This is a genomic window from Ignavibacteriales bacterium (assembly GCA_015709675.1).
Taxonomy (GTDB): Bacteria; Bacteroidota; Ignavibacteria; order Ignavibacteriales; family Ignavibacteriaceae; genus H2-BAC3.
In genome coordinates this window covers 2,288,346-2,307,205 of record CP054182.1, presented here as the reverse complement: position 1 = coordinate 2,307,205, position 18,860 = coordinate 2,288,346, and the positions used below count along the sequence as shown (strand labels likewise).

The following is an 18,860-nucleotide window of genomic DNA, read 5'->3' as shown; positions in this document are numbered from 1 at the left end:
AGGTCATCAGGCTTAAAGTGGAATATTTCCGTGTTTTTTTCTGGGATTTTTGTCCACTTTATTTTTTAACAGGTCAAAGGCAAAAATCAGCTTTTTTCTGGTCTCTGCCGGGACAATCACTTCATCAATGTAGCCGCGGGCTGCAGCGATATAGGGATTGGCAAATTTGGCTGTGTAATCCTCAACTTTTTTATGGAACTCGGCCACCGGGTCTTCAGCTGAGGCTATTTCTTTCTTGAAAATAATCTCAACAGCACCCTTCGGGCCCATAACCGCAATTTCAGCCGAAGGCCAGGCATAGTTGTAATCCCCCCGGATATGCTTGGAGTTCATTACATCATACGCACCGCCATACGCTTTACGGGTAATTACGGTAATCTTGGGCACGGTAGCTTCACAAAACGCATACAGGAGTTTTGCACCGTTCCGTATTATACCATTCCATTCCTGTTCTGTTCCCGGTAAAAATCCGGGGACATCCTCAAGAACGAGCAACGGAATCCCGAATGCATCACAAAAGCGCACGAACCTGGCACCTTTAATAGAGGCGTTAATATCCAATACCCCGGCAAGCACAGAAGGCTGATTAGCAACAATCCCGACAGACTGCCCTCCGAGACGGGCAAATCCGGTGATGATGTTTGGGGCGAATGTTGCATGCACCTCAAAAAATTCATCATCCGTCAGTTCGGCAATCACTTCCTTCATATCATACGGCTTATCCGAACCAACCGGTATGAGAGTATTCAGTTTTTCTCTGGTTTCATTCCCCTTCTGAGTGTATTGCTTTTTCGGAGCAGAATCCATGAAATTGGATGGTATATACTCCATCAGCCGGCGGACATTAATCAGCGTTTCAACCTCATTATCATAAACAAAATGAGCGACACCGCTTTTAGTTGCATGGGTATCCGCACCGCCAAGTTCTTCTGAAGTAACAATCTCATGTGTTACAGTTTTTACTACATTGGGTCCGGTCACAAACATATAGCTTGTATCCCGCACCATAAATACAAAATCAGTTATTGCAGGAGAATAAACGGCACCGCCTGCACAGGGTCCAAGAATAACAGATATCTGCGGAACAACACCGCTTGCAAGTGTATTACGAAGAAATATATCAGCATATCCTCCCAGACTAACAACACCCTCCTGAATTCTGGCACCTCCTGAATCATTCAGGCCTATCACGGGCACCCCTATTCTTAGTGCAGTCTCCATAATTTTACAGATCTTTTCTGCATTTGTTTCAGATAATGATCCCCCTAACACGGTGAAATCCTGACTAAAGATAGCAACCGGCCGGCCGTTTATTTTTCCAAAACCCGTTACAACTCCGTCACCGGGTATGGCTACTTTTTCGAGACCGAAGTCGGTTGATCTCTGGGTTACAAACATATCAGTTTCTTCAAAAGAATCAGGATCAAGAAGTATATCAAGGCGTTCACGTGCAGTAAGTTTCCCCTTATCATGCTGCTGTTTTATCCTCTCTTCTCCGGCACCCCGATACGCTTCTTCTTTTCTGGCAAGAAGATTTTCGATTTTTTCTTTCATGAATTTTTAATATCTGATATTTGATGGTAAACTGATAAGCAGTTCCTGCTTTTCTTTCCTGAGTGAATCCCGGGACCATGAAGAAGAATCAATAACTTCATACTGGCTCCCGGCAAGACTGCTGAAGATATACAACGTATCCGTCAGCTGTGCAGCATCTCCGAGACCCGAGGTCGCAAAAAACAGGGCTGCTCCCGTTCTGCTGGTCAGCTCACGAAGATCTCTGAAGAGGTGATCTTTGCTTTCAGCAGGAAGCATGGTAAAAGGATCATCAAGAAGAATTACTCCCGCACCTGAAAGCAAAGCAAGAGCAATCTGAACGCGCAATCTGAATGATGCACTCTTTTCTGAGGGGAGATGTGTTTCATACCCTTCAAGTCCGCAAATTTCAGCGCCTTGTTTTATTTTACTTTGGTCCCTTAAATCCGGGAGCACCAGCCGCACCTGCTCATCAAAAGAGAGCCAGGACAGGCTGCAGGGAACCGGAGGAATATATACAACTTTTACTGGTTTGCCATTATCGCCCGTAACAACGCAAGACCCCGAATCAGGGGTCAGAAGACCGGCTGCAATTCGCAGCAGCGAAGATTTACCGCCGCCATAAGGCAGCAGCATTCCGGCAATCGCTTTATTACCATCCCAAGTAATATCAAGTGTTAAGCCGCTGATAACACGCCGGGAAATTCCGAGACGGTTCTGATAGGAGAAACTAAGATCCTGAAAGCTTATTTTCATGTTAATTCTTCAGTCTCCTTATTTTAACCAGGTAAATCATTGCATCCATGAGCAGATTGGCAGCCCAGATGAACAGAACCGTATAAATCATTGATGCCGCCATTACCGGCAGACTCCAGTATTCAAAACCAATTCTGATAAGATAGCCAAGCCCTTTTCCGTAATCAGACAGAAACTCAAAAAGAAGCAGCCACATCCAGAGGGAATTGAGCACATCATGAATATTAAAAAATATTTTTCCCCTCATCAGTGATCCGCTTAAAATCTGATACATTGAATTTTTATCTCCGGTCAGGGAGGAATAAAAGTGCATTGTATCACCACGGAGTCCGTTCAGTTCAGGTACCATATTATTATAACTTAAGGCAAGCGAGACCGGGAAGAGCATAACAGATAAAGCAAGATGCTGATACGGAAAAAGAAACAGTATATAAAGTCCGGTGAAGAATATACCAATTGAGAGAACTCCTATCGGGATAACCGCCAACTCACCTTTCTGCAGTCTTGACCCGATATAGGCTGGCATCAGAAAAGATAATAAGACATTCGAAATAATAAGATTGGATACGACTGTTGTTATGCTGTAGAAGGAATGAAATAAAAGATCATAGCCGCTGAGGAGTGTACCGAAAGCTGAAAGGACTGAACTTCCCGATGGAATCAGCTTCGGAATAGTAAACAATTCCCCTGCCGTAAGGAGCAGAAGCACAGCGGCTGCAAATAATATTTTCTGCTTCAAGCAGGTATTCCTTTAACGTTAGATTATCGAATCAGGATAAAAAGAAAACCGGGACAGAGTAACTGTCCCGGTCTGGATATCTGGAAAATTATCAGAAGTTAAATGCGAAGCCAGCGCTTGCACTTTTATACTTGCCTATATTGTAATCTGCATTGATGTTAAAAAGACCGATTTTAAAAGAAGCACCCAACAGTACTCTTGATTTATTTTCACCTTCTACCTTAAACTCGATTGGAAGAACGGTGCTTGTTCCCGGTGTCGGTGTGTCTTTAAGCTCAAAATCATATTTAACAGTAATGTCACTAGACTCGAGCAGGAATCCAACGTATGGAGTAACGCTCAGGAAGCCAGGTCCGATCTGCTTGCTTGCATATACACCGAATGAAGTGGCTGTACTCTTGAAGATTGAACCAACTTCCAGAGTCTGTGTAAAAAATCCTGCTGAAATGTCAATAGGCATAGGGAATGGTATCCACATTGATGGGTTGTGCTGGATTCCGAAGCCAAAATACTTGACTTTACCCAGGTCTTTTGTTATCTCAGTTTCAGGAAGGTAACGAATGGCAACAGCAGTACCAAAAAAAGTACCCAAAGTTAACTGAGGAGCAACTAAGGGTATAGCTGGCAAGTTTTCTATAAATCCTGCAACCCCGGGAATACTAATAGTATCCGGCTGCACGGTTTCACTTCTGGGACCCAGCGGAGTATTTACCGTATAGGTTTTACCTCCAAAACTAATAACAAGATTTTCAGATTTTGAACCAATTATTGTTGGGCCGCTTATACCGACAGTGAAATCTTCCTGTGTTAAATACTTTATAATCGTATCGCGCTGTCCCCACGTATTATCCATACCCGTGGTAAGCTGTGTTGCCTGATCGGTGTTAAAACGAAAACTTCCGTTTGCGGAAAACTTTTTCGAATCGTCAGAAAAAAGGGTGCCCATTACAACAAGTCCCACCTCAAAATCTATTCCGAAGGTCTTATTCGGAACCGCACGGTGAATCCAACCTGAATTCATGTTAGCCCCGAATGCAGAAACTATCGGTTTAACATATGCTTTAGCTGCATCCTGTGAAAGATTCGAGAGAGTCTCCTGGAGGTCCTGTGCTCTGACTGAAAACGCAGCAAGCATAACAAAAAGGGGAATTAGCAGTTTTTTCATTTTGTCTCCTTCATTGAGATGTGATAGAACAATAGGATGTAAATATACAATAAATCAACAAAATAGATAGTTATCTACGTCAGAAACGGATTAAAAGCTTTTTCATGCCGGATAGTTGTAGAATTCCCATGCCCCGGAAATATCTCTGTTGAGTCGGGCAGGGTAAATAGTTTCTCTTTGATAGAGGCAATAAGCGTCTTATGGTTTCCCCCCGGCAAATCGGTCCGGCCAATGCTCTCTTCAAAAAGCACATCTCCGGCAATCAGAAATTCAGTCCCTTCGACCAGGAAACAATACTCTCCGGGGGCATGGCCGGGAGTAAATATACTGCGGAGCTTAATGCTTCCGAATTCCAACAGGCCCTCCTCCCGAATGAGAGAGTCCGGTTCAGGCTGGTCGGGTAATATAAGTCCAAAACTCTGCCCCTGCTTTCTTGCATTTCTCAGGAGCGGGAGTTCAAGTTCGGGAGCAAAGAAAGGACATCCCCAGGTTTCAATAACGAAAGGATTGCCCCAGACGTGATCCAGATGGCAGTGTGTATTGATTACCGCTTTAACATGGATTTTTTGCTCTAAGACATAACTGCTCAGTTCAAACTCCTCCTGAGAGTCTGAACATCCCGGGTCAAATATGACACCATCCTTTGTTTCATCATCCCAAAGGAGATAGGTATTCTCCCCGAATGGATTAAATGTAATAGACTTTAAGCAAATTGAACCCTGCCTCCTGATCATTTTTATCGCACCCTTCTCTTGTTTAGATATTTTTTCCAGCCGGTGAAATTTCTCTTCGTTTCGCTTAACGAATCTCCTCCGAATTTCCTGAGAACAAAGTCTGCGATTACCCAGGCTGTGACTGATTCAGCAATCACAGCACAGGCCGGAACTGCAACAAAATCACTTCTTTCACGGCGGGCTTCAATTTCCTTACCGCTTTTCAGATCAACTGTCCGGATTGGTGACATCAAAGTTGCTATCGGCTTCATATACCCTCTCAGCCAGATCACTTCACCGGTGGATATACCTCCTTCTATTCCGCCGGAACGGTTAGTTTTCCTTCGAATAACTTTTTTCTTGAGGATTATCTCATCGTGAACCTCTGAGCCAAAACTACGGGAACCATGAAATCCTTCTCCTATTTCAACGCCCTTAACAGCGTTAATCCCGACAATAGCTCCTGAAAGCGCTGCATCCAGCCTTTCCTGTACTGATGCAAAGGATCCCAGTCCGGTAGGAACACCGCTCACCGCAACACAAAAACTGCCGCCGAGTGTATCCCCCATCTTTTTGCAGGCCTTAATCTTCCTGATAATTTTATCTTCCTGAAGTTCATCAAGCACACGAACATCACTCGCATCAGATTGTTGATTAATCTGCTCCGCCGAAAACTCTTCATCAATATCATTTGCAGCCAGTAAATCCGCAAAATTGAAGTCAGGATATACACCTCCAATACTCTCAACAAAACTCCCGACAGTGATGCCCAGTTCAGCAAGGAAGGACTTTGCAACAGCACCCGCTGCTACACGGGCCGCGGTCTCCCTTGCGGAAGAGCGTTCAATTGAGTTGCGTATATCATCAAAATCATATTTGACCGAGCCGGTGAGATCTGCATGACCAGGGCGCGGAATGGTTATTTTTTCTGTTTTACCCCGCCTGCCAAAGGCTGCCATTTTTTCGGTCCAGTTTTCCCAGTCCTTATTTTGAATCATTATTCCCACCGGTGAACCCATCGTTTTACCAAAACGGATTCCGCTTATTACCTCTGCTGTATCAGTCTCAATTTTCATTCTGCCCCCCCGGCCATATCCCATCTGTCTGCGCCTGAGTTCATTATTAAGAAATTCCTGAGTGACAGGGATATTTGATGGAAAGCCCTCCGCGATCATCAGAAGACCTTTGCCGTGTGACTCACCCGCTGTGCTGTATCGAATCATTATTCCTTGGTATTTAAAATTAAAAAGGCGGAGAAAATCTCCGCCTCAAAAATATATATTTTACCAATTATTTCACGGAATTTCCAGCCCAACAAAGCGGGTATTTCCCTTGCTGTCAGTTACTTCAATCAATATCGCCCCGCCTGATTTATTATCAATCAGCTTTTTGAACTGGCTTACTGAAGTAATTTCCTGCTTATCCGCTTTGGTGATAGCGAGCCCGCGGCTTAACCCCTGAGCTGCTGCTGAACTATAGGGAGTAACCTCAGAGATAATGATACCTTCGTCAATTTTAAAGGTACTCTTTTCGCTGTTGGTCATATTACGGACCTTAAGCCCTATATTCTCAAAAGACGCACTCGAAGTATTGTCATTTTCTTTGTCGTCCTTTTTTTCGTTCTTTGCTACTTCAGTATCTTCTTTTTCCTGTTTTGGCTTAAGCGTTACCGTTTTTTCGATAGTCTTACCGTCACGGAAGATTTCAAGTTTAACCTTGGTTCCGGCAGACTTTGATGCCACATAGCTCTGAAGCTGATTTGGCTGGCTGATTTCATTACCGTCAATCTTGAGGATCACATCACCCCTTCTCACATCCTCAACAGCAGCAGCTCCGCCTTCAACGATACCCTCAACAATGACTCCGCTTGGTTTATCCAGCCCGAGCGACTTTGCCAGCGCAGCGTCCACCTCTCTGATCTGAACTCCGATATATCCCCTGCTTACTTTTCCATTTGCTATTAAATCCTTTGCGACAGATCTGGCAAGATTGATTGGAATAGCAAATCCGTATCCGATATATGTACCGGTTTTGGTGGCTATGGCACTATTAACGCCGATTACTGCACCTGATAAATCAACCAATGCGCCTCCGCTGTTCCCCGGATTAATGGCCGCGTCGGTCTGAATGAAGTTTTCCACTCCATAAGAGTCTTTAATAAGATTTAACTGCCCGCGGTTGAGAGCACTCACAATACCAGCGGTTACCGTTGAACTCAGTGAAAGAGGGTTACCGATGGCCATTACCCACTGACCTACTTTCAGGTTATCGCTGTTACCAAGAAATGCTTCCGTTAGTCCCGAAGCATTCACTTTAATTACAGCCAGATCTGTAAGAGGATCATTACCGATTACTTTGGCATCAAACTTCCTTTTATCGAAGAGTGTAACCGTTACTTTTTTCGCGTCTTCAACGACGTGATTATTGGTCAGAATATAGCCATCATCACTGATAATTATACCGCTGCCGGATCCTTCCTGCTCTTTTGGCATGTCAAAATCCTGGAACGGGAAGAAGAACTGCGAATGGGGATTTTCCACCTCCGAAACAACCTGAATCTGCACAATCGAAGGGGTTACTTTATCTGCGACTTCAATAAATGACTGGCTGAATGAGTTTGCATCTGCATTCAGATTTACCGGCGGGTTACTTGAACCCAGGAAAATATCCGCCAGTCCGGGCCGGACCCAGTTAAAACCGGATACCAGGATTGCTCCAAGAATTATTCCGGTCACAAGTAGAGCAGCTACGCCCAAGAATCTTTTAGCCATTATTCTTATTCCTCTTAAACATTAACAATTTCATTACTGGAATCAGATGCTCTTAATTGATTTTAGTCCCTGAAACTCGGGTATCTGATACTTCAGAAAACTCTCGAGCATCGAAATCAGCCTTATTGCCCCCCCAGGCTGCAAACCTGACTCTCTGTTTCCGCTTTTTAGACAATGAAGTGCATTGAAAAGTTCCTGACTTACATGCACCGTGTGGGGAATTTTTTGGGCACAGTCAGAACAAAGTACGCCTGCCGTATTATTCAGACCTGCCTCATCTTTGGTATGATCGGCGGCACGTCCGCAATTTGAACAGAACTGAGTGGAAAGCTCATAGCCGGCAAGCTCAATGAAAAAAATAAAAAAACGGAGAAACGTTACCGCAGGGAGTTCCGCCTTCTGGTCAAACCGGTAAAGGATTTTTCGTAATCCGGCATAAAGCCGCTGATTTTCCTCATGCTCCTTTACGAGATACTGAAACAACTCAAGCACGGCATGAGCATGAAGCAGAGAATCATAGTCCTCCCTGATGTTGCCAAAAAAGGCAACCATATCCGCCTGAGTAAGCAGCTGAACCTCCCTGACATCTTTATTGTAGAGTACAATAGAAATGAGGTTAAGTATATCAGCGGTTCTGCCGATCTTAGAATTTTTATCTCTTCCGGCTTTTATTAGAGCTGAAATTTTTCCAAGCTTTTGTGTGTAAAGTACAACGATCTTACTGGTATTGCTGAAATCATAAGTATTCAGCACCACTGCCTCGGTTGTGATGATCGCGCTCATTTGCTGAATGCATAGGGATAAGAGTAAAACCCCTTGTCCGTGATGATTCCTGAGATAAGATGAGAAGGGGTAACGTCGAAAGCTGGATTTGCGGCCGGATATGTTCCGGAGGTTATCTGAACTCCTCTTGCGGAGTGGAGTTCTGAAGGTGACCTGAACTCAACTGGAATTGCAGCTCCGCTGCTGATTTCCGCATCAATCGTACTGAAGGGGGCCGCGATATAAAAAGGGATTTTGTATATACTGCAAAGCTGTGCAAGCATCAGTGTACCGATCTTATTTGCCGTATCCCCGTTCGCTGCAATCCTGTCTGCACCGGCTATGGCAAAATCAATTTCCCCTCTGTCCATAAAAAAGGCTGACGCAGAATCAGCTATTAAACGAAAAGGAAGTCCCGCCTTGTCAAGTTCAAAGGCTGTGAGCCTTGCCCCCTGCAGGAGAGGTCTGGTCTCGCAGGCGGTGATCAGCCGGAGCGGATTCACTTTGTGCAGCTGTTTTATTACTCCGAGCGCCGTTCCTTCTCCGCCGACGGCAAAAGCACCGGTATTGCAGATAGTAATCGGATTTTTTTTCCCAGCCAGAAGTTCACCTCCAAAAACCGAAATGCTCCGGCAACTTTGTGCATCGGCCTGATGATATGCCAATGCTGTATTTATACAGTCGTTATAATCCCCTCCGCTGCTCAATACTGTATATATTGTATCCAGTCCGTGAAACAGATTAACAGCCGTCGGACGTGTTCTTTTAAGCCGTTCATAAGCATTATGAAATATCTCTTTATTCCCCTGCTTATAACTTAACGCAAGTGCGTAAGCTGCAGCGCATCCAATGGCGGGAGCACCGCGGATTTCCAGACGTTCAATGGCAAGGGAGATCCGCTCATAATCATTACTTCTGACCTTTACTTCTTCAAATGGAAGGCGGGTCTGATCAATAAAAAAGAACGAATCCCCCTCAAATCCCAGAGCCTGCAAATCAGAGGTTTTCATCAAACCTTGACAAAGCCAAAAATTCTCTGTAGCGGTCCTGAATTCTCAGATAGCTGAGTTCTTCAAGTTCTTCTGTACTGAACTTTTCAACAGAGAATGATGCCATTGTGCTTCCGTAGATTACGGCACGTTTAATGTTCTCAACAGAGAGATCCTGTGTTTTATAGAGGTATCCGATAAATCCGCCGGCAAAAGTATCACCAGCTCCGGTCGGATCGAAGATCATTTCCATCGGATATGCCGGCGCTGAGAAAATCACATCTTCACTGAAGAGCAGTGCACCATGCTCACCTTTTTTAATAATGAGAGTTTCAACACCCATGCCTCTGATGAGTTTAGCAGCTTTAATCAGATTAGGTTCATTTGCAAGCAGACGCGCTTCGGAATCATTAATAATAAGGACATTTACTCTGGGAAGCAGCGACATCAGTTCATCCTTTTTGCCCTCAATCCAGTAATTCATGGTATCACAGACAACAAACTGCGGCTTATCCAACTGATCAAGCACTCTTTTCTGAAGAACCGGATCAATGTTACCCAGGCAGACGAATTTTGATTTCCTCTGAAGATCAGGGATTACCGGATCAAATTTCTCAAACACATTCAGTTCGGTCAGCAGTGTATCACGTGAATTGAGATCATAGTGATACTTGCCGGCCCAGCGGAACGTCTTGCCGCCTTTAACTACCTGAAGGCCGTCCAGATCAATATTGTGAGATTCAAGCATCTTCAGATACTTCTGCGGGAAATCATCTCCCACAACCGCCACAACATGCACCGGTCCTGAAAAATATGAAGCCGAGAGAGAAATATATGTGGCAGATCCGCCGAGTGCATTATCAACCTTATCAAAAGGAGTTGCAACGGAATCAAGCGCCACTGAACCAACTACGAGTAGACCCATGGGTATATCCTTATTTTATAATGTAATTTCAACAAAATTCAGAAACGAAATTCTTGCCGAGATATATTCGGCAATGATGCTGACAGCATTCCGCTGTCCGGGCCAGGCAAGTCTTTCTGAAGCAGCACCGGCCTCTGCCCACATATATTCAGTATGTTCATCAGAAAGGGTAACGGTGCTTTCATAAGGCACCTCAAACAGAAAAACCGGGATAATGGTTACACTGTCATCCTTCGGATAATAGAAGGAATTAATTGTCGGGACAACCCACATTTTATCGGGTGAGAGCCCGGTCTCTTCCCTGAGTTCGCGTATCGCCGCCATATATGCGGGCTCATCTTGATTAATCCGGCCGCTCACCATCTGCCAGAGGCCGGGATAGATTTCACTCTCGGCTCTTTTCAGGAGAAGGAATTCCGTTACCTCATCTTTTCTCCTGATGATATGTGCTTCAATAATTCCTGATTTTACCTGCATCCGTGTTTCAGTATTTCAGCAGTGAATGAATAGTTCTTCCCGGCAGTCTTGCTGCACCGCCAAGGAATCCCAATTCAATGATAAACGAACATGCTTCAACTTTACCGCCTAGCTGCTCAATCAATGAAATCGTTGCGGCAGCAGTACCTCCGGTTGCTAGCACATCATCATGCAAAAGGACCCGGTCACCCGGAACTATTGCATCACGGTGCATTTCAAGTGAGTCAGTACCATATTCAAGCTGATAGGTTACTTTTATTGTATCCGCAGGAAGCTTTTTCGGCTTGCGCACAGGAATAAATCCTGCATTCAGTTTTAACGCCAAAACTCCTCCAAGGATAAAACCTCGTGACTCGATGGCAACTACCTTGGTTATTCCAAGATCCTTCACCTGAGCATAAATTGCATCAGTTGCAGATTTAAATGCCTGAGCATCTTTGAGGAGAGTGGTGATATCTTTAAAGATGATTCCCTTTTTTGGCCAGTCCGGTATATCCCGGATGATATTTCTAAGATCCATAATTATTCCTTACGTAAAAATGTACTGATTCCGGATATAAAATCGTCCGATCTTCTGCTGACTGCGTTTAGACTGACACAATATTCAACTGCCTGCTCTATGCTCAGACGGCCGACTTCCCTGATAAGTTTCTTGGTTTCACCAATACTGAAGGATGAATTAACGGAAAGCTTTTCAGCGAACAATTGCGCATCCTGCAAAGGATCATCAGAAAGTTGATCTGCAAAGCCATAGTCATATGCTTGTTGAGCATCTATAATCTCGCCTGAAATAAGCATCCGTCTTGCTTTTGATTCACCGATTCTTTTAATCAGAAAAGCCGAAACTATTGCCGGCAGAAACCCTATTTTAACTTCTGAATAACCGAATTTTGCGGTATTCTTCCCTGCGATAATATAATCAGTGCAAGAAGCCAGTCCGCAACCGCCTGCAATTGCCGGTCCGTTCACAGCTGCAATGGTCAGTTTATCGCTCTTATATATCATGTAAAATAAACCGGAAAGCTCATCAGAGTCTTTATAGTTTTCATTGTTATCGAAGACACTAATCTGTTTAAGATAAGCAAGATCCGCTCCTGCACAAAAACTTGTACCCGCTCCGGTTATGATGATAGCTTTAATAGCAGGGTCGGCTGAACAATCCGCAAAGAGTTTTTTAAATTCACTTACGAGGCCGGGACTAAGTGAGTTTCGTTTTTCCGGCCTGTTAAGCGTAATAACAGCACTTGATCCCCTGAGTTCATAATTTACCAGACTCATAACCTTCTGCTCACCTTTCTTGATGCAAATTGTCTGAACTGATCAAAGCTGTAACAGTTTATCACTTCACCGGCAGTTATTCCTGCTTTTCGTGCTGTCATTATGCCAAAATTAACAAACGCTATCTGATCAGCAGAATGTGCATCCGCATTTATGGCAAACTTAACCCCTTTTTCTCTTGCGTAAAAAAGATATCTCCAATCCGTATCAAGCCGTTTAGGATTAGCATTTATCTCAAGTGCAACATCATTGGCAGCACAGGCATCAATCACTTTAAACAGGTTCACGGGATAGGGGTCACGCTTCAAAAGAATCCTTCCGGAAGGATGCGCAAGGATATCGGTATAAGGATTCTCAATAGCTTTAATAATTCTTGCGGTCATTTCCTCTTCAGTCAGATTCAGCCTGCTGTGAATGGAAGCAACCACGAGAGTGAAATTCTTCAGTATCTCTTCAGGATAATCAAGACTGCCATCAGCAAGGATATCAGACTCAATCCCCTGAAAAACTCTCGATCCGGAATCTCTTACTCTTTCTATCTCTTCAAGCTGCTTTTCAATTTTAGCAGGAGTAAGTCCGCCTGCGTAAAAAGCGCTCTGACTATGATCGCAGACAACAGAATAATCATAACCGGCCTGCTTTGCAGTTTCAACCATTTCCGCTACGGAATTAAATCCGTCAGAATAACTGGTATGAAAATGAAAATGTCCCTTAAAGTCCGTCAGGTTTAGTTCCGGCAGCTTATAATCTTTAATCCACTGGGATTCAATAAACTCAGACTCCCTGTTCTCAGGTGCTATATATGGGAAACCAAGATCTTTGAAGATTTTCTCTTCAGAATCACTGGACTGGCCGGCATAAGAGATTGCGGAAAGAAATTCAGGGCTGCCGGTTGTTTTAAACAAAGTGCTGTAAAACTGATCTCCTGAGGATGTAACATATATTCTTACCTGCAAAGCCATATAATAACCCTCAATCACTGATTCAGCCAGGGTTGATTCGGTGATGAAACGTGCTGATTCCTTCTGAACATACTCTGCTGATTCGGCAAGTATAACGAACTCAAGAGCTGAAAAAATCTCATTTATTCTTCTGGCTTCGCCGGTATATGAAATCTTTGACACCCCTTTAATACCGGATATTTTTGTTTCAAGTTCACTGAGTAAACGGAACCCTTTATCAATCAGGCAAAATTTTTCGTTTTCTGTTATTTTTTGTAATTCTTCACTGATTTTTTCTTCAGTTTTAGTCCCGAATCCCTGCAGGCCTGCAATCAGATTATTTTCCGCAGCCAGAGCCAGGGAAGACCTGTCAGTTATCTGTAATTCATGATAAAGTTGTGCGGCTTTCTTTGGTCCGATCCCTTTAATAGAAAACAGTTCAGTAATTCCCTTAGGGAGTCCGCTTATAAGTTCTGCGTGCAGTTTTGAATTTCCAGATGCTACAAAATCAAGGATGACCGGCTGTATTCCCTTTCCGATTCCTTTTATATCACTCAGACGTTCCTCCGCAATCAGCACCATGATATCGCCATCATACCCGCGAATGCTGTTGGCACCATTGCGGAAAGCTTTCACTTTGAAAATATTCTCATTATTGAACTCCATCATATCCGCGATTTCGTTCAGATGCTTTACTATTTCTTTTTTTACCGGGAGCATATCAGGTCATCACGAAATAGGTAATGGAAAATCCTAATATATATCCTGCACTAAGCTGATAAACGTCATGGCAGCGCAAGTATATTCGCGACCACCAGACCGCCGCAGTAATGCCGAGGGAGATAAAAAACAGGGGACCGCCAAACAAAAATAGTAAGGCACCCGGAACTGCCGTACCCATACTATGGGCACTGATTTTCCAGTACCTGGTAATTGGAATAATAAGAATATTGCAAACAATGTAACTAAGCCAGAATGAATACGGCACTCCGCTAATGCTATGGTAATAAAGCAATCCGCCTCCTGCAAAGAGCAGTCCTGCGCCTATGAGATAAGGAAAACTTCTTTCTTCTTTATTCATAGCCTCATTATCAGTGACCATACCTTTTTTTCTGAGGATGATAAACACCGCAACTGGCAAAATAGTACCAAAAACCACCGGTACATAAAGCTGCCAGCCTTTCAAATCACCCAGAGAAAAATAAATAAACAGATACGAATAAAGTATCATCATCGGAGGGATAAAAAGATAGGAAACCGTTTTTGCGGCTATATACGCAGGACTCTTCACGAACAGCCTCCGTTATAAATTACCTCAGTTTCTTCAACAGGTTTCTGTGTAATAAATGCTTCCGGATCTTCCTGGTATTTGCGGAGCATTTCCTCAACCTGATCGTAATTTTCAGCTGTCATTAAAGCGGAACGCACGGAGGAGATATTTCGCATACCCTTCATGTAACCGCTGTAAAATTTCCGGTGTTCAATAACGGCTCTTCTCTCCCCTTTTACTCCGACAGCCAGTTTAAGGTGACGAAGGCAGGTTGAAATTCTTTTTTCAATATCAATTACCGTTGAGATTTTTCCGGTTTGCAAAAGTTCCTTTGCCTCAGTAAATACCCATGGATGACCGATCGCGCCTCTGGCGATCATAACTGCATCAGCACCCGTCTCTGAAAAAGCTCTCTGCACGTCATGCGCTGTAAAAACGCTTCCGTTCAGTATGATAGGTATTTGGACACGCTGTTTAATCTTATCAATCCAGGACCAGTCTGCTTCTCCGTTATGCCCCTGAACGCGAGTGCGGCAGTGAACAGTTAGTGCTGCTACGCCTGCATCTTCAAGCCTGGATGCTATTTCAAGAATATTAATGCTTTTTTCATCCCATCCGATTCTTGTTTTCACGGTAACAGGGATTTTCATTGCATCCACAATTTCCCTGATGAGGGTCTGCATTTTATCGGGCTCTTTCAGCAGAGCTGCACCTGCTCCGTTGCCGACAACATTCTTTACCCAGCAGCCGGCATTAATATCAAGCAGGTCAGGTTTATATGAAGCAGCTATTTCTGCTGCACCGACCATTGATTTTAACTCACCGCCATATATCTGAATACCAACCGGGCGCTCCTCATCACAAATCTCAAGTTTTTTATGAGTTTTTGCATTCTTACGAACGATACCCTCTGCATTCACAAATTCCGTGTATACCATATCAGCCCCGAGTTCACGGCAGACGAGACGGAATGATATATCAGTAATATCCTCCATGGGAGCAAGGAGAATTCCTTTTTCTATTTCAACAGATCCGATTTTCATGCCTGCTACTCCGCGTGTACCGGTGCTGCCTCAAGAAGGTTCTTGAGTTTTGTTATACTGTAGATAAAAATAAACAGAGTACAAATTGCCCCTGTCAGGAATGGCACCTCATATCCCAGATACTGGAATGAAAATCCCCCCCAGAGCGGGCCGAGCATCCGGGCAAATGAACCCACAGACTGATTCACACCTAAGACCATTCCCTGTTCCCTCTGAGGAGTGATTTTTGAAATAAGACTGAGAATGGTCGGCTGCAATATTCCGGTACCGAAAGATAAAACCGTAACAACAATTATAACTCCGGTCATATTGATACCGTATGGAATGAAACCGAGACCAAAAATCATAAGCAATGAACTGACAATGATCAGCTGTGTATCGGTATATTTTTTGGATAATCTTCCGATCAGCCCTCCCTGCACCAGCGCGCCTATCAGACCCACGATGCCAAAAATGAAACCATTTTCCATATCACTAAAATGATACTGCTTTGTTCCCAGCAGCGCAAAGGTACCGTATATATTGGCAACGGAAAAAGTGAGTATGAAGAACAAAAGAATAACAATCCCGGTTGCGGGTTTGCTGAAAACCTGCATCATTGCAGGCAGATCAACAATCTTTCTTCTGCCTCCTTCACCTGGCACCCTGTTTTTATTTTCTGGTTCTGGCAGAGCAAAATAGGAGACGATAAGAGCAGCCATTGAAGTAAATGCCGCTGCATAACCTGCATACTCATAACCCCAGTTGGCGAGAATACCACCGGCAAGCGGGCCGAAAACAAAACCCAGACCGAATGCTACACCAATCAGGCCCATACCCTTGGCACGATCCTCACGTGTTGTTACATCAGCGATATACGCCTGGGCAACCCCAATACTGCTGCCTCCTATGCCGCAGATAACACGGGATAAAATCAGCATCAGAAATGAATGTGAGAATGAAAACATCAGATACCCCGCCACATTAAGAAACAATGTAACAAGGATAATCATTCGCCTGCCATATTTATCAGAGAGAGTTCCAAGAAGCGGATTAAAGATAAACTGTACAAATGAATATGCAGCTATTACCAATCCGATCAGTCCCTCTGACATTCCCAGTTCTTTTGTTGCAAACGTCGGAAGAATCGGAATAAGAATTCCGAATCCTAACAGATCAATGAATACAACAATAAATATCAGGGAAAGCGGCAGGTTTTTCTTCATCAACCTTTTTCCATCTCGCGGATGATGGCATCTGCCATTGCATCGGTTGAAACAAATGTTTCTTTGTTGAGATCACGGGTTACTTCTTTTCCGTTCTCAATTACCTTGGCTACTGATTTCTCAATCAGATTTGCAGCTTCCTTTTCTCCGATATAGTCAAGCATCATTACCGCACCGAGAAGTAATGCAGACGGATTGGCAACATTCTGTCCGGCAATATCAGGTGCGGAGCCGTGTACTGCTTCAAAAATTGCTACTCCATCCCCGATATTAGCTCCCGGAGCAACTCCGAGTCCGCCCACTAAACCTGAAGCCAGATCGGATAAAATATCTCCGAAAAGATTGGTAGTAACAATTACGTCGAACTGATACGGATTCATGACCATTTGCATTGCCATGTTATCAACTATTTTGTCATCAAACTGAACATCCGGGTAATCTTTTGCGACATCAATACCTACATCAAGAAAGAGACCGCCGGTATATTTCAGAATATTCGCTTTGTGAACCAACGTCACCTTTTTTCTGCCATGGGTGCGCGCATATTCGAATGCATACCGGATTATCCGCTCTGAACCCCGCTTAGTAATGATACCGATGGTTTCTGCTGCTGAACGGCTGCTGTCAATATAGTGTTCAATGCCTGAGTAAAACTCCTCAAGGTTTTCGCGAAAGATCATCAGGTCAATGTGGTCGAAATAAAGTGTTTTAATCCCCTTAAAGGTCTTCGCCGGGCGCTGGTTTACAAAGAGTTCAAATTCTTTCCTGAGTGCCACATTTACACTGCGGAATCCTTTTCCAACTGGCGTAGTGAGCGGGCCTTTAAGTGCTACTTTGTTCTGGGCGACAGAATCTATCACCTGCTGAGGAAGCGGGTCATGGAATTTGGAAAGTGCGGCAAGCCCTGCATCCTGCACATCCCAGTCAATTTCTACCCCTGAGGCTTTGATGATTCTGACAACTGCTTTGGAAATTTCCGGACCTATCCCATCCCCGGGAATTAAGGTAATTTTATGACTCATATGGATTTTAAGTTTTGAGAAATGTAAATTTTAAATGTACGGAGATTTCAGGCAATTTTTTAGCCGAAACCCCCCCCTATCAGCCTTTCAGACCGGCTAATGACTACAATTACGCATTGGAAAAACTCCGATTTTTCTGTCAAAACGGGTAAGAATTTCCCTCGAATCCTCGTATGATCTCCTGAATGCTGCCCTCTGGGATTTTGAAAGAAAACCATACTGATGTTCACACCCTGATGCTGTTGACGGAAGTATTCTGTAAGTTCTCTTCCCGTCAATATCACCCTTAAAAACCCAGGTCGGCAGGAAATCCGCCGTAGTTAAAGTGGCTCTTTCAGCGTTTTTTTCGAAACTAAGATATAGTACCGCCCCGGCATCCGAATACCTCCATTGCTGGTTTGAGAAGAAATTCCCAAGAGAGTATGCTGTGAATTTTCTTGTCAGACCTGATGAATCCGCCAAAAAAACGGCAGGCTGCAAAACATGGGGATGACTGCCTATAATAACATCTGCCCCGGCTTCCCGGGCCCAGTCATTTACCTGTTTTTGATAATTATCAGGTTCCCGTTTATACTCCTGACCGTAATGATAAAGAACGATGATAATATCGGCTTTAAGTTCTTTCGCCTTCAGAATATCTTTTTGTATCAGTTTTTTATCAATCAGATTAATAAGATAGTCCTTTCCCTTTGGAACCGGTTTTCCGTTGGTCCCATAAGTATAATTCAGAAGCGCAAAAAAGATGCCATTTATTTTGAGAATCCTCAGAGAATCGCGGTCTGTCTGACTGGAATAGGTTCCTGTGCTTCCAATACCCTGTCCTTTAAGCACATCAAGAGTTCTGAGAAGTCCTTTTTCCCCTCTGTCAAGGGAGTGATTGTTGGCAGTGACCAAAAAATCGAATCCGGCTTCTTTTAAAGCCAAGGCATATTCATCCGGCGAATTAAAATCCGGGTAACCGGAAAACTTCATCTCTCTTCCGCTGAGGACAGTTTCCAGATTTCCGATGGTCAGATCAGCGTAGGAGAGCTCTGACCGTATATACTCGTAGTAAGGGGTGAAATCATACCCGCTGTCAGTTTTGGCATATTCAAACTGCGGACTGTGGCACATAAGATCACCGGTAAATGCGAGAAGTGCCTTACCATTTCTGTTGTCTTCTTCTGTTTTTCCCTGCGGATTGGCAGCAGAACTGAACAGAATGAAGAGTATCAGGAAGAGCCGTACATATAATCTTTTCATAAACAGAAAAGCCGGGTTTGTTGAACCCG

General features: G+C 43.9%; 19 protein-coding genes. All 19 read right to left on the bottom strand.

Features of this window, described 5'->3' with window-relative positions:
- Positions 1 to 12: 12 nt before the first annotated feature.
- The 19 genes from HRU80_08655 to HRU80_08565 all read right to left on the bottom strand — a co-directional run bounded on the left by HRU80_08655 (position 13) and on the right by HRU80_08565 (position 18,831).
- Complete coding sequence (locus HRU80_08655; protein QOJ28946.1) at positions 13 to 1,554, bottom strand: acyl-CoA carboxylase subunit beta; 1,542 nt, start codon at positions 1,552 to 1,554, stop codon at positions 13 to 15.
- A 6-nt stretch (positions 1,555 to 1,560) separates the two neighbouring features.
- Positions 1,561 to 2,289, bottom strand: coding sequence for an ATP-binding cassette domain-containing protein (locus tag HRU80_08650; protein ID QOJ28945.1), 729 nt, complete (start codon positions 2,287 to 2,289; stop codon positions 1,561 to 1,563).
- A 1-nt stretch (position 2,290) separates the two neighbouring features.
- Entirely contained in the window at positions 2,291 to 3,028 is a 738-nt protein-coding gene (locus HRU80_08645) for a hypothetical protein (GenBank protein QOJ28944.1), read from the bottom strand.
- Positions 3,029 to 3,119: 91 nt separating this feature from the next.
- A complete protein-coding gene (locus HRU80_08640) occupies positions 3,120 to 4,193 on the bottom strand; it encodes a hypothetical protein (GenBank protein ID QOJ28943.1) in 1,074 nt (357 codons plus the stop codon).
- A gap of 74 nt (positions 4,194 to 4,267) precedes the next feature.
- Positions 4,268 to 4,927 carry an MBL fold metallo-hydrolase gene (locus tag HRU80_08635; GenBank protein ID QOJ28942.1) on the bottom strand — a complete coding sequence of 220 codons (660 nt, stop codon included), beginning with the start codon at positions 4,925 to 4,927 and terminating at the stop codon, positions 4,268 to 4,270.
- 2 nt (positions 4,928 to 4,929) lie between these two features.
- Positions 4,930 to 6,129, bottom strand: coding sequence for a chorismate synthase (gene aroC / locus HRU80_08630; protein ID QOJ28941.1), 1,200 nt, complete (start codon positions 6,127 to 6,129; stop codon positions 4,930 to 4,932).
- A gap of 72 nt (positions 6,130 to 6,201) precedes the next feature.
- The gene (locus tag HRU80_08625; protein QOJ28940.1) at positions 6,202 to 7,677 is read right to left on the bottom strand and encodes a Do family serine endopeptidase; all 1,476 of its coding nucleotides are present in this window, start codon (positions 7,675 to 7,677) and stop codon (positions 6,202 to 6,204) included.
- 42 nt (positions 7,678 to 7,719) lie between these two features.
- Positions 7,720 to 8,460 (bottom strand): DNA repair protein RecO, encoded by a 741-nt coding sequence (gene recO / locus HRU80_08620; GenBank protein QOJ28939.1) that lies wholly within the window; start codon positions 8,458 to 8,460, stop codon positions 7,720 to 7,722.
- Positions 8,457 to 9,449 (bottom strand): S-methyl-5-thioribose-1-phosphate isomerase, encoded by a 993-nt coding sequence (gene mtnA / locus HRU80_08615; protein ID QOJ28938.1) that lies wholly within the window; start codon positions 9,447 to 9,449, stop codon positions 8,457 to 8,459. Before mtnA ends, recO begins: the two co-directional genes overlap by 4 nt.
- Positions 9,436 to 10,353, bottom strand: coding sequence for a sugar kinase (locus HRU80_08610; GenBank protein ID QOJ28937.1), 918 nt, complete (start codon positions 10,351 to 10,353; stop codon positions 9,436 to 9,438). The genes mtnA and HRU80_08610 overlap by 14 nt, the downstream gene beginning before the upstream one ends.
- A gap of 15 nt (positions 10,354 to 10,368) precedes the next feature.
- Entirely contained in the window at positions 10,369 to 10,830 is a 462-nt protein-coding gene (locus HRU80_08605; protein ID QOJ28936.1) for an NUDIX pyrophosphatase, read from the bottom strand.
- A gap of 7 nt (positions 10,831 to 10,837) precedes the next feature.
- Positions 10,838 to 11,353, bottom strand: a complete 516-nt coding sequence (locus tag HRU80_08600; GenBank protein ID QOJ30499.1) for an adenine phosphoribosyltransferase — start codon at positions 11,351 to 11,353, stop codon at positions 10,838 to 10,840.
- On the bottom strand, positions 11,353 to 12,108 hold the full coding sequence (locus tag HRU80_08595) for an enoyl-CoA hydratase/isomerase family protein (GenBank protein ID QOJ28935.1): 756 nt from the start codon (positions 12,106 to 12,108) through the stop codon (positions 11,353 to 11,355). Before HRU80_08595 ends, HRU80_08600 begins: the two co-directional genes overlap by 1 nt.
- Positions 12,105 to 13,769, bottom strand: a complete 1,665-nt coding sequence (locus HRU80_08590) for a hypothetical protein (protein QOJ28934.1) — start codon at positions 13,767 to 13,769, stop codon at positions 12,105 to 12,107. Before HRU80_08590 ends, HRU80_08595 begins: the two co-directional genes overlap by 4 nt.
- Position 13,770: 1 nt before the next feature.
- Positions 13,771 to 14,340, bottom strand: a complete 570-nt coding sequence (locus HRU80_08585) for a phosphatase PAP2 family protein (GenBank protein QOJ28933.1) — start codon at positions 14,338 to 14,340, stop codon at positions 13,771 to 13,773.
- Positions 14,337 to 15,362: a tRNA dihydrouridine synthase DusB gene (dusB, locus tag HRU80_08580; protein ID QOJ28932.1), complete on the bottom strand. Its 1,026-nt coding sequence runs from the start codon at positions 15,360 to 15,362 to the stop codon at positions 14,337 to 14,339. The genes HRU80_08585 and dusB overlap by 4 nt, the downstream gene beginning before the upstream one ends.
- 5 nt (positions 15,363 to 15,367) lie before the next feature.
- On the bottom strand, positions 15,368 to 16,570 hold the full coding sequence (locus HRU80_08575) for an MFS transporter (GenBank protein ID QOJ28931.1): 1,203 nt from the start codon (positions 16,568 to 16,570) through the stop codon (positions 15,368 to 15,370).
- The gene (locus HRU80_08570) at positions 16,567 to 17,589 is read right to left on the bottom strand and encodes an isocitrate/isopropylmalate dehydrogenase family protein (protein QOJ28930.1); all 1,023 of its coding nucleotides are present in this window, start codon (positions 17,587 to 17,589) and stop codon (positions 16,567 to 16,569) included. Before HRU80_08570 ends, HRU80_08575 begins: the two co-directional genes overlap by 4 nt.
- A gap of 96 nt (positions 17,590 to 17,685) precedes the next feature.
- Positions 17,686 to 18,831, bottom strand: a complete 1,146-nt coding sequence (locus HRU80_08565; GenBank protein ID QOJ28929.1) for a CapA family protein — start codon at positions 18,829 to 18,831, stop codon at positions 17,686 to 17,688.
- Positions 18,832 to 18,860 lie beyond the last annotated feature (29 nt).

Coding starts and splice junctions, on each gene's coding strand:
- HRU80_08570 (QOJ28930.1), bottom strand. CDS start 17,589: ATGAGTCATAAAATTACCTTAATTCCCGGGGATGGGATAGGTCCGGAA.
- HRU80_08605 (QOJ28936.1), bottom strand. CDS start 10,830: ATGCAGGTAAAATCAGGAATTATTGAAGCACATATCATCAGGAGAAAA.
- HRU80_08640 (QOJ28943.1), bottom strand. CDS start 4,193: ATGAAAAAACTGCTAATTCCCCTTTTTGTTATGCTTGCTGCGTTTTCA.
- aroC (QOJ28941.1), bottom strand. CDS start 6,129: ATGATTCGATACAGCACAGCGGGTGAGTCACACGGCAAAGGTCTTCTG.
- HRU80_08650 (QOJ28945.1), bottom strand. CDS start 2,289: ATGAAAATAAGCTTTCAGGATCTTAGTTTCTCCTATCAGAACCGTCTC.
- HRU80_08625 (QOJ28940.1), bottom strand. CDS start 7,677: ATGGCTAAAAGATTCTTGGGCGTAGCTGCTCTACTTGTGACCGGAATA.
- HRU80_08635 (QOJ28942.1), bottom strand. CDS start 4,927: ATGATCAGGAGGCAGGGTTCAATTTGCTTAAAGTCTATTACATTTAAT.
- HRU80_08565 (QOJ28929.1), bottom strand. CDS start 18,831: ATGAAAAGATTATATGTACGGCTCTTCCTGATACTCTTCATTCTGTTC.
- HRU80_08595 (QOJ28935.1), bottom strand. CDS start 12,108: ATGAGTCTGGTAAATTATGAACTCAGGGGATCAAGTGCTGTTATTACG.
- HRU80_08590 (QOJ28934.1), bottom strand. CDS start 13,769: ATGCTCCCGGTAAAAAAAGAAATAGTAAAGCATCTGAACGAAATCGCG.
- mtnA (QOJ28938.1), bottom strand. CDS start 9,449: ATGAAAACCTCTGATTTGCAGGCTCTGGGATTTGAGGGGGATTCGTTC.
- recO (QOJ28939.1), bottom strand. CDS start 8,460: ATGAGCGCGATCATCACAACCGAGGCAGTGGTGCTGAATACTTATGAT.
- HRU80_08610 (QOJ28937.1), bottom strand. CDS start 10,353: ATGGGTCTACTCGTAGTTGGTTCAGTGGCGCTTGATTCCGTTGCAACT.
- HRU80_08655 (QOJ28946.1), bottom strand. CDS start 1,554: ATGAAAGAAAAAATCGAAAATCTTCTTGCCAGAAAAGAAGAAGCGTAT.
- dusB (QOJ28932.1), bottom strand. CDS start 15,362: ATGAAAATCGGATCTGTTGAAATAGAAAAAGGAATTCTCCTTGCTCCC.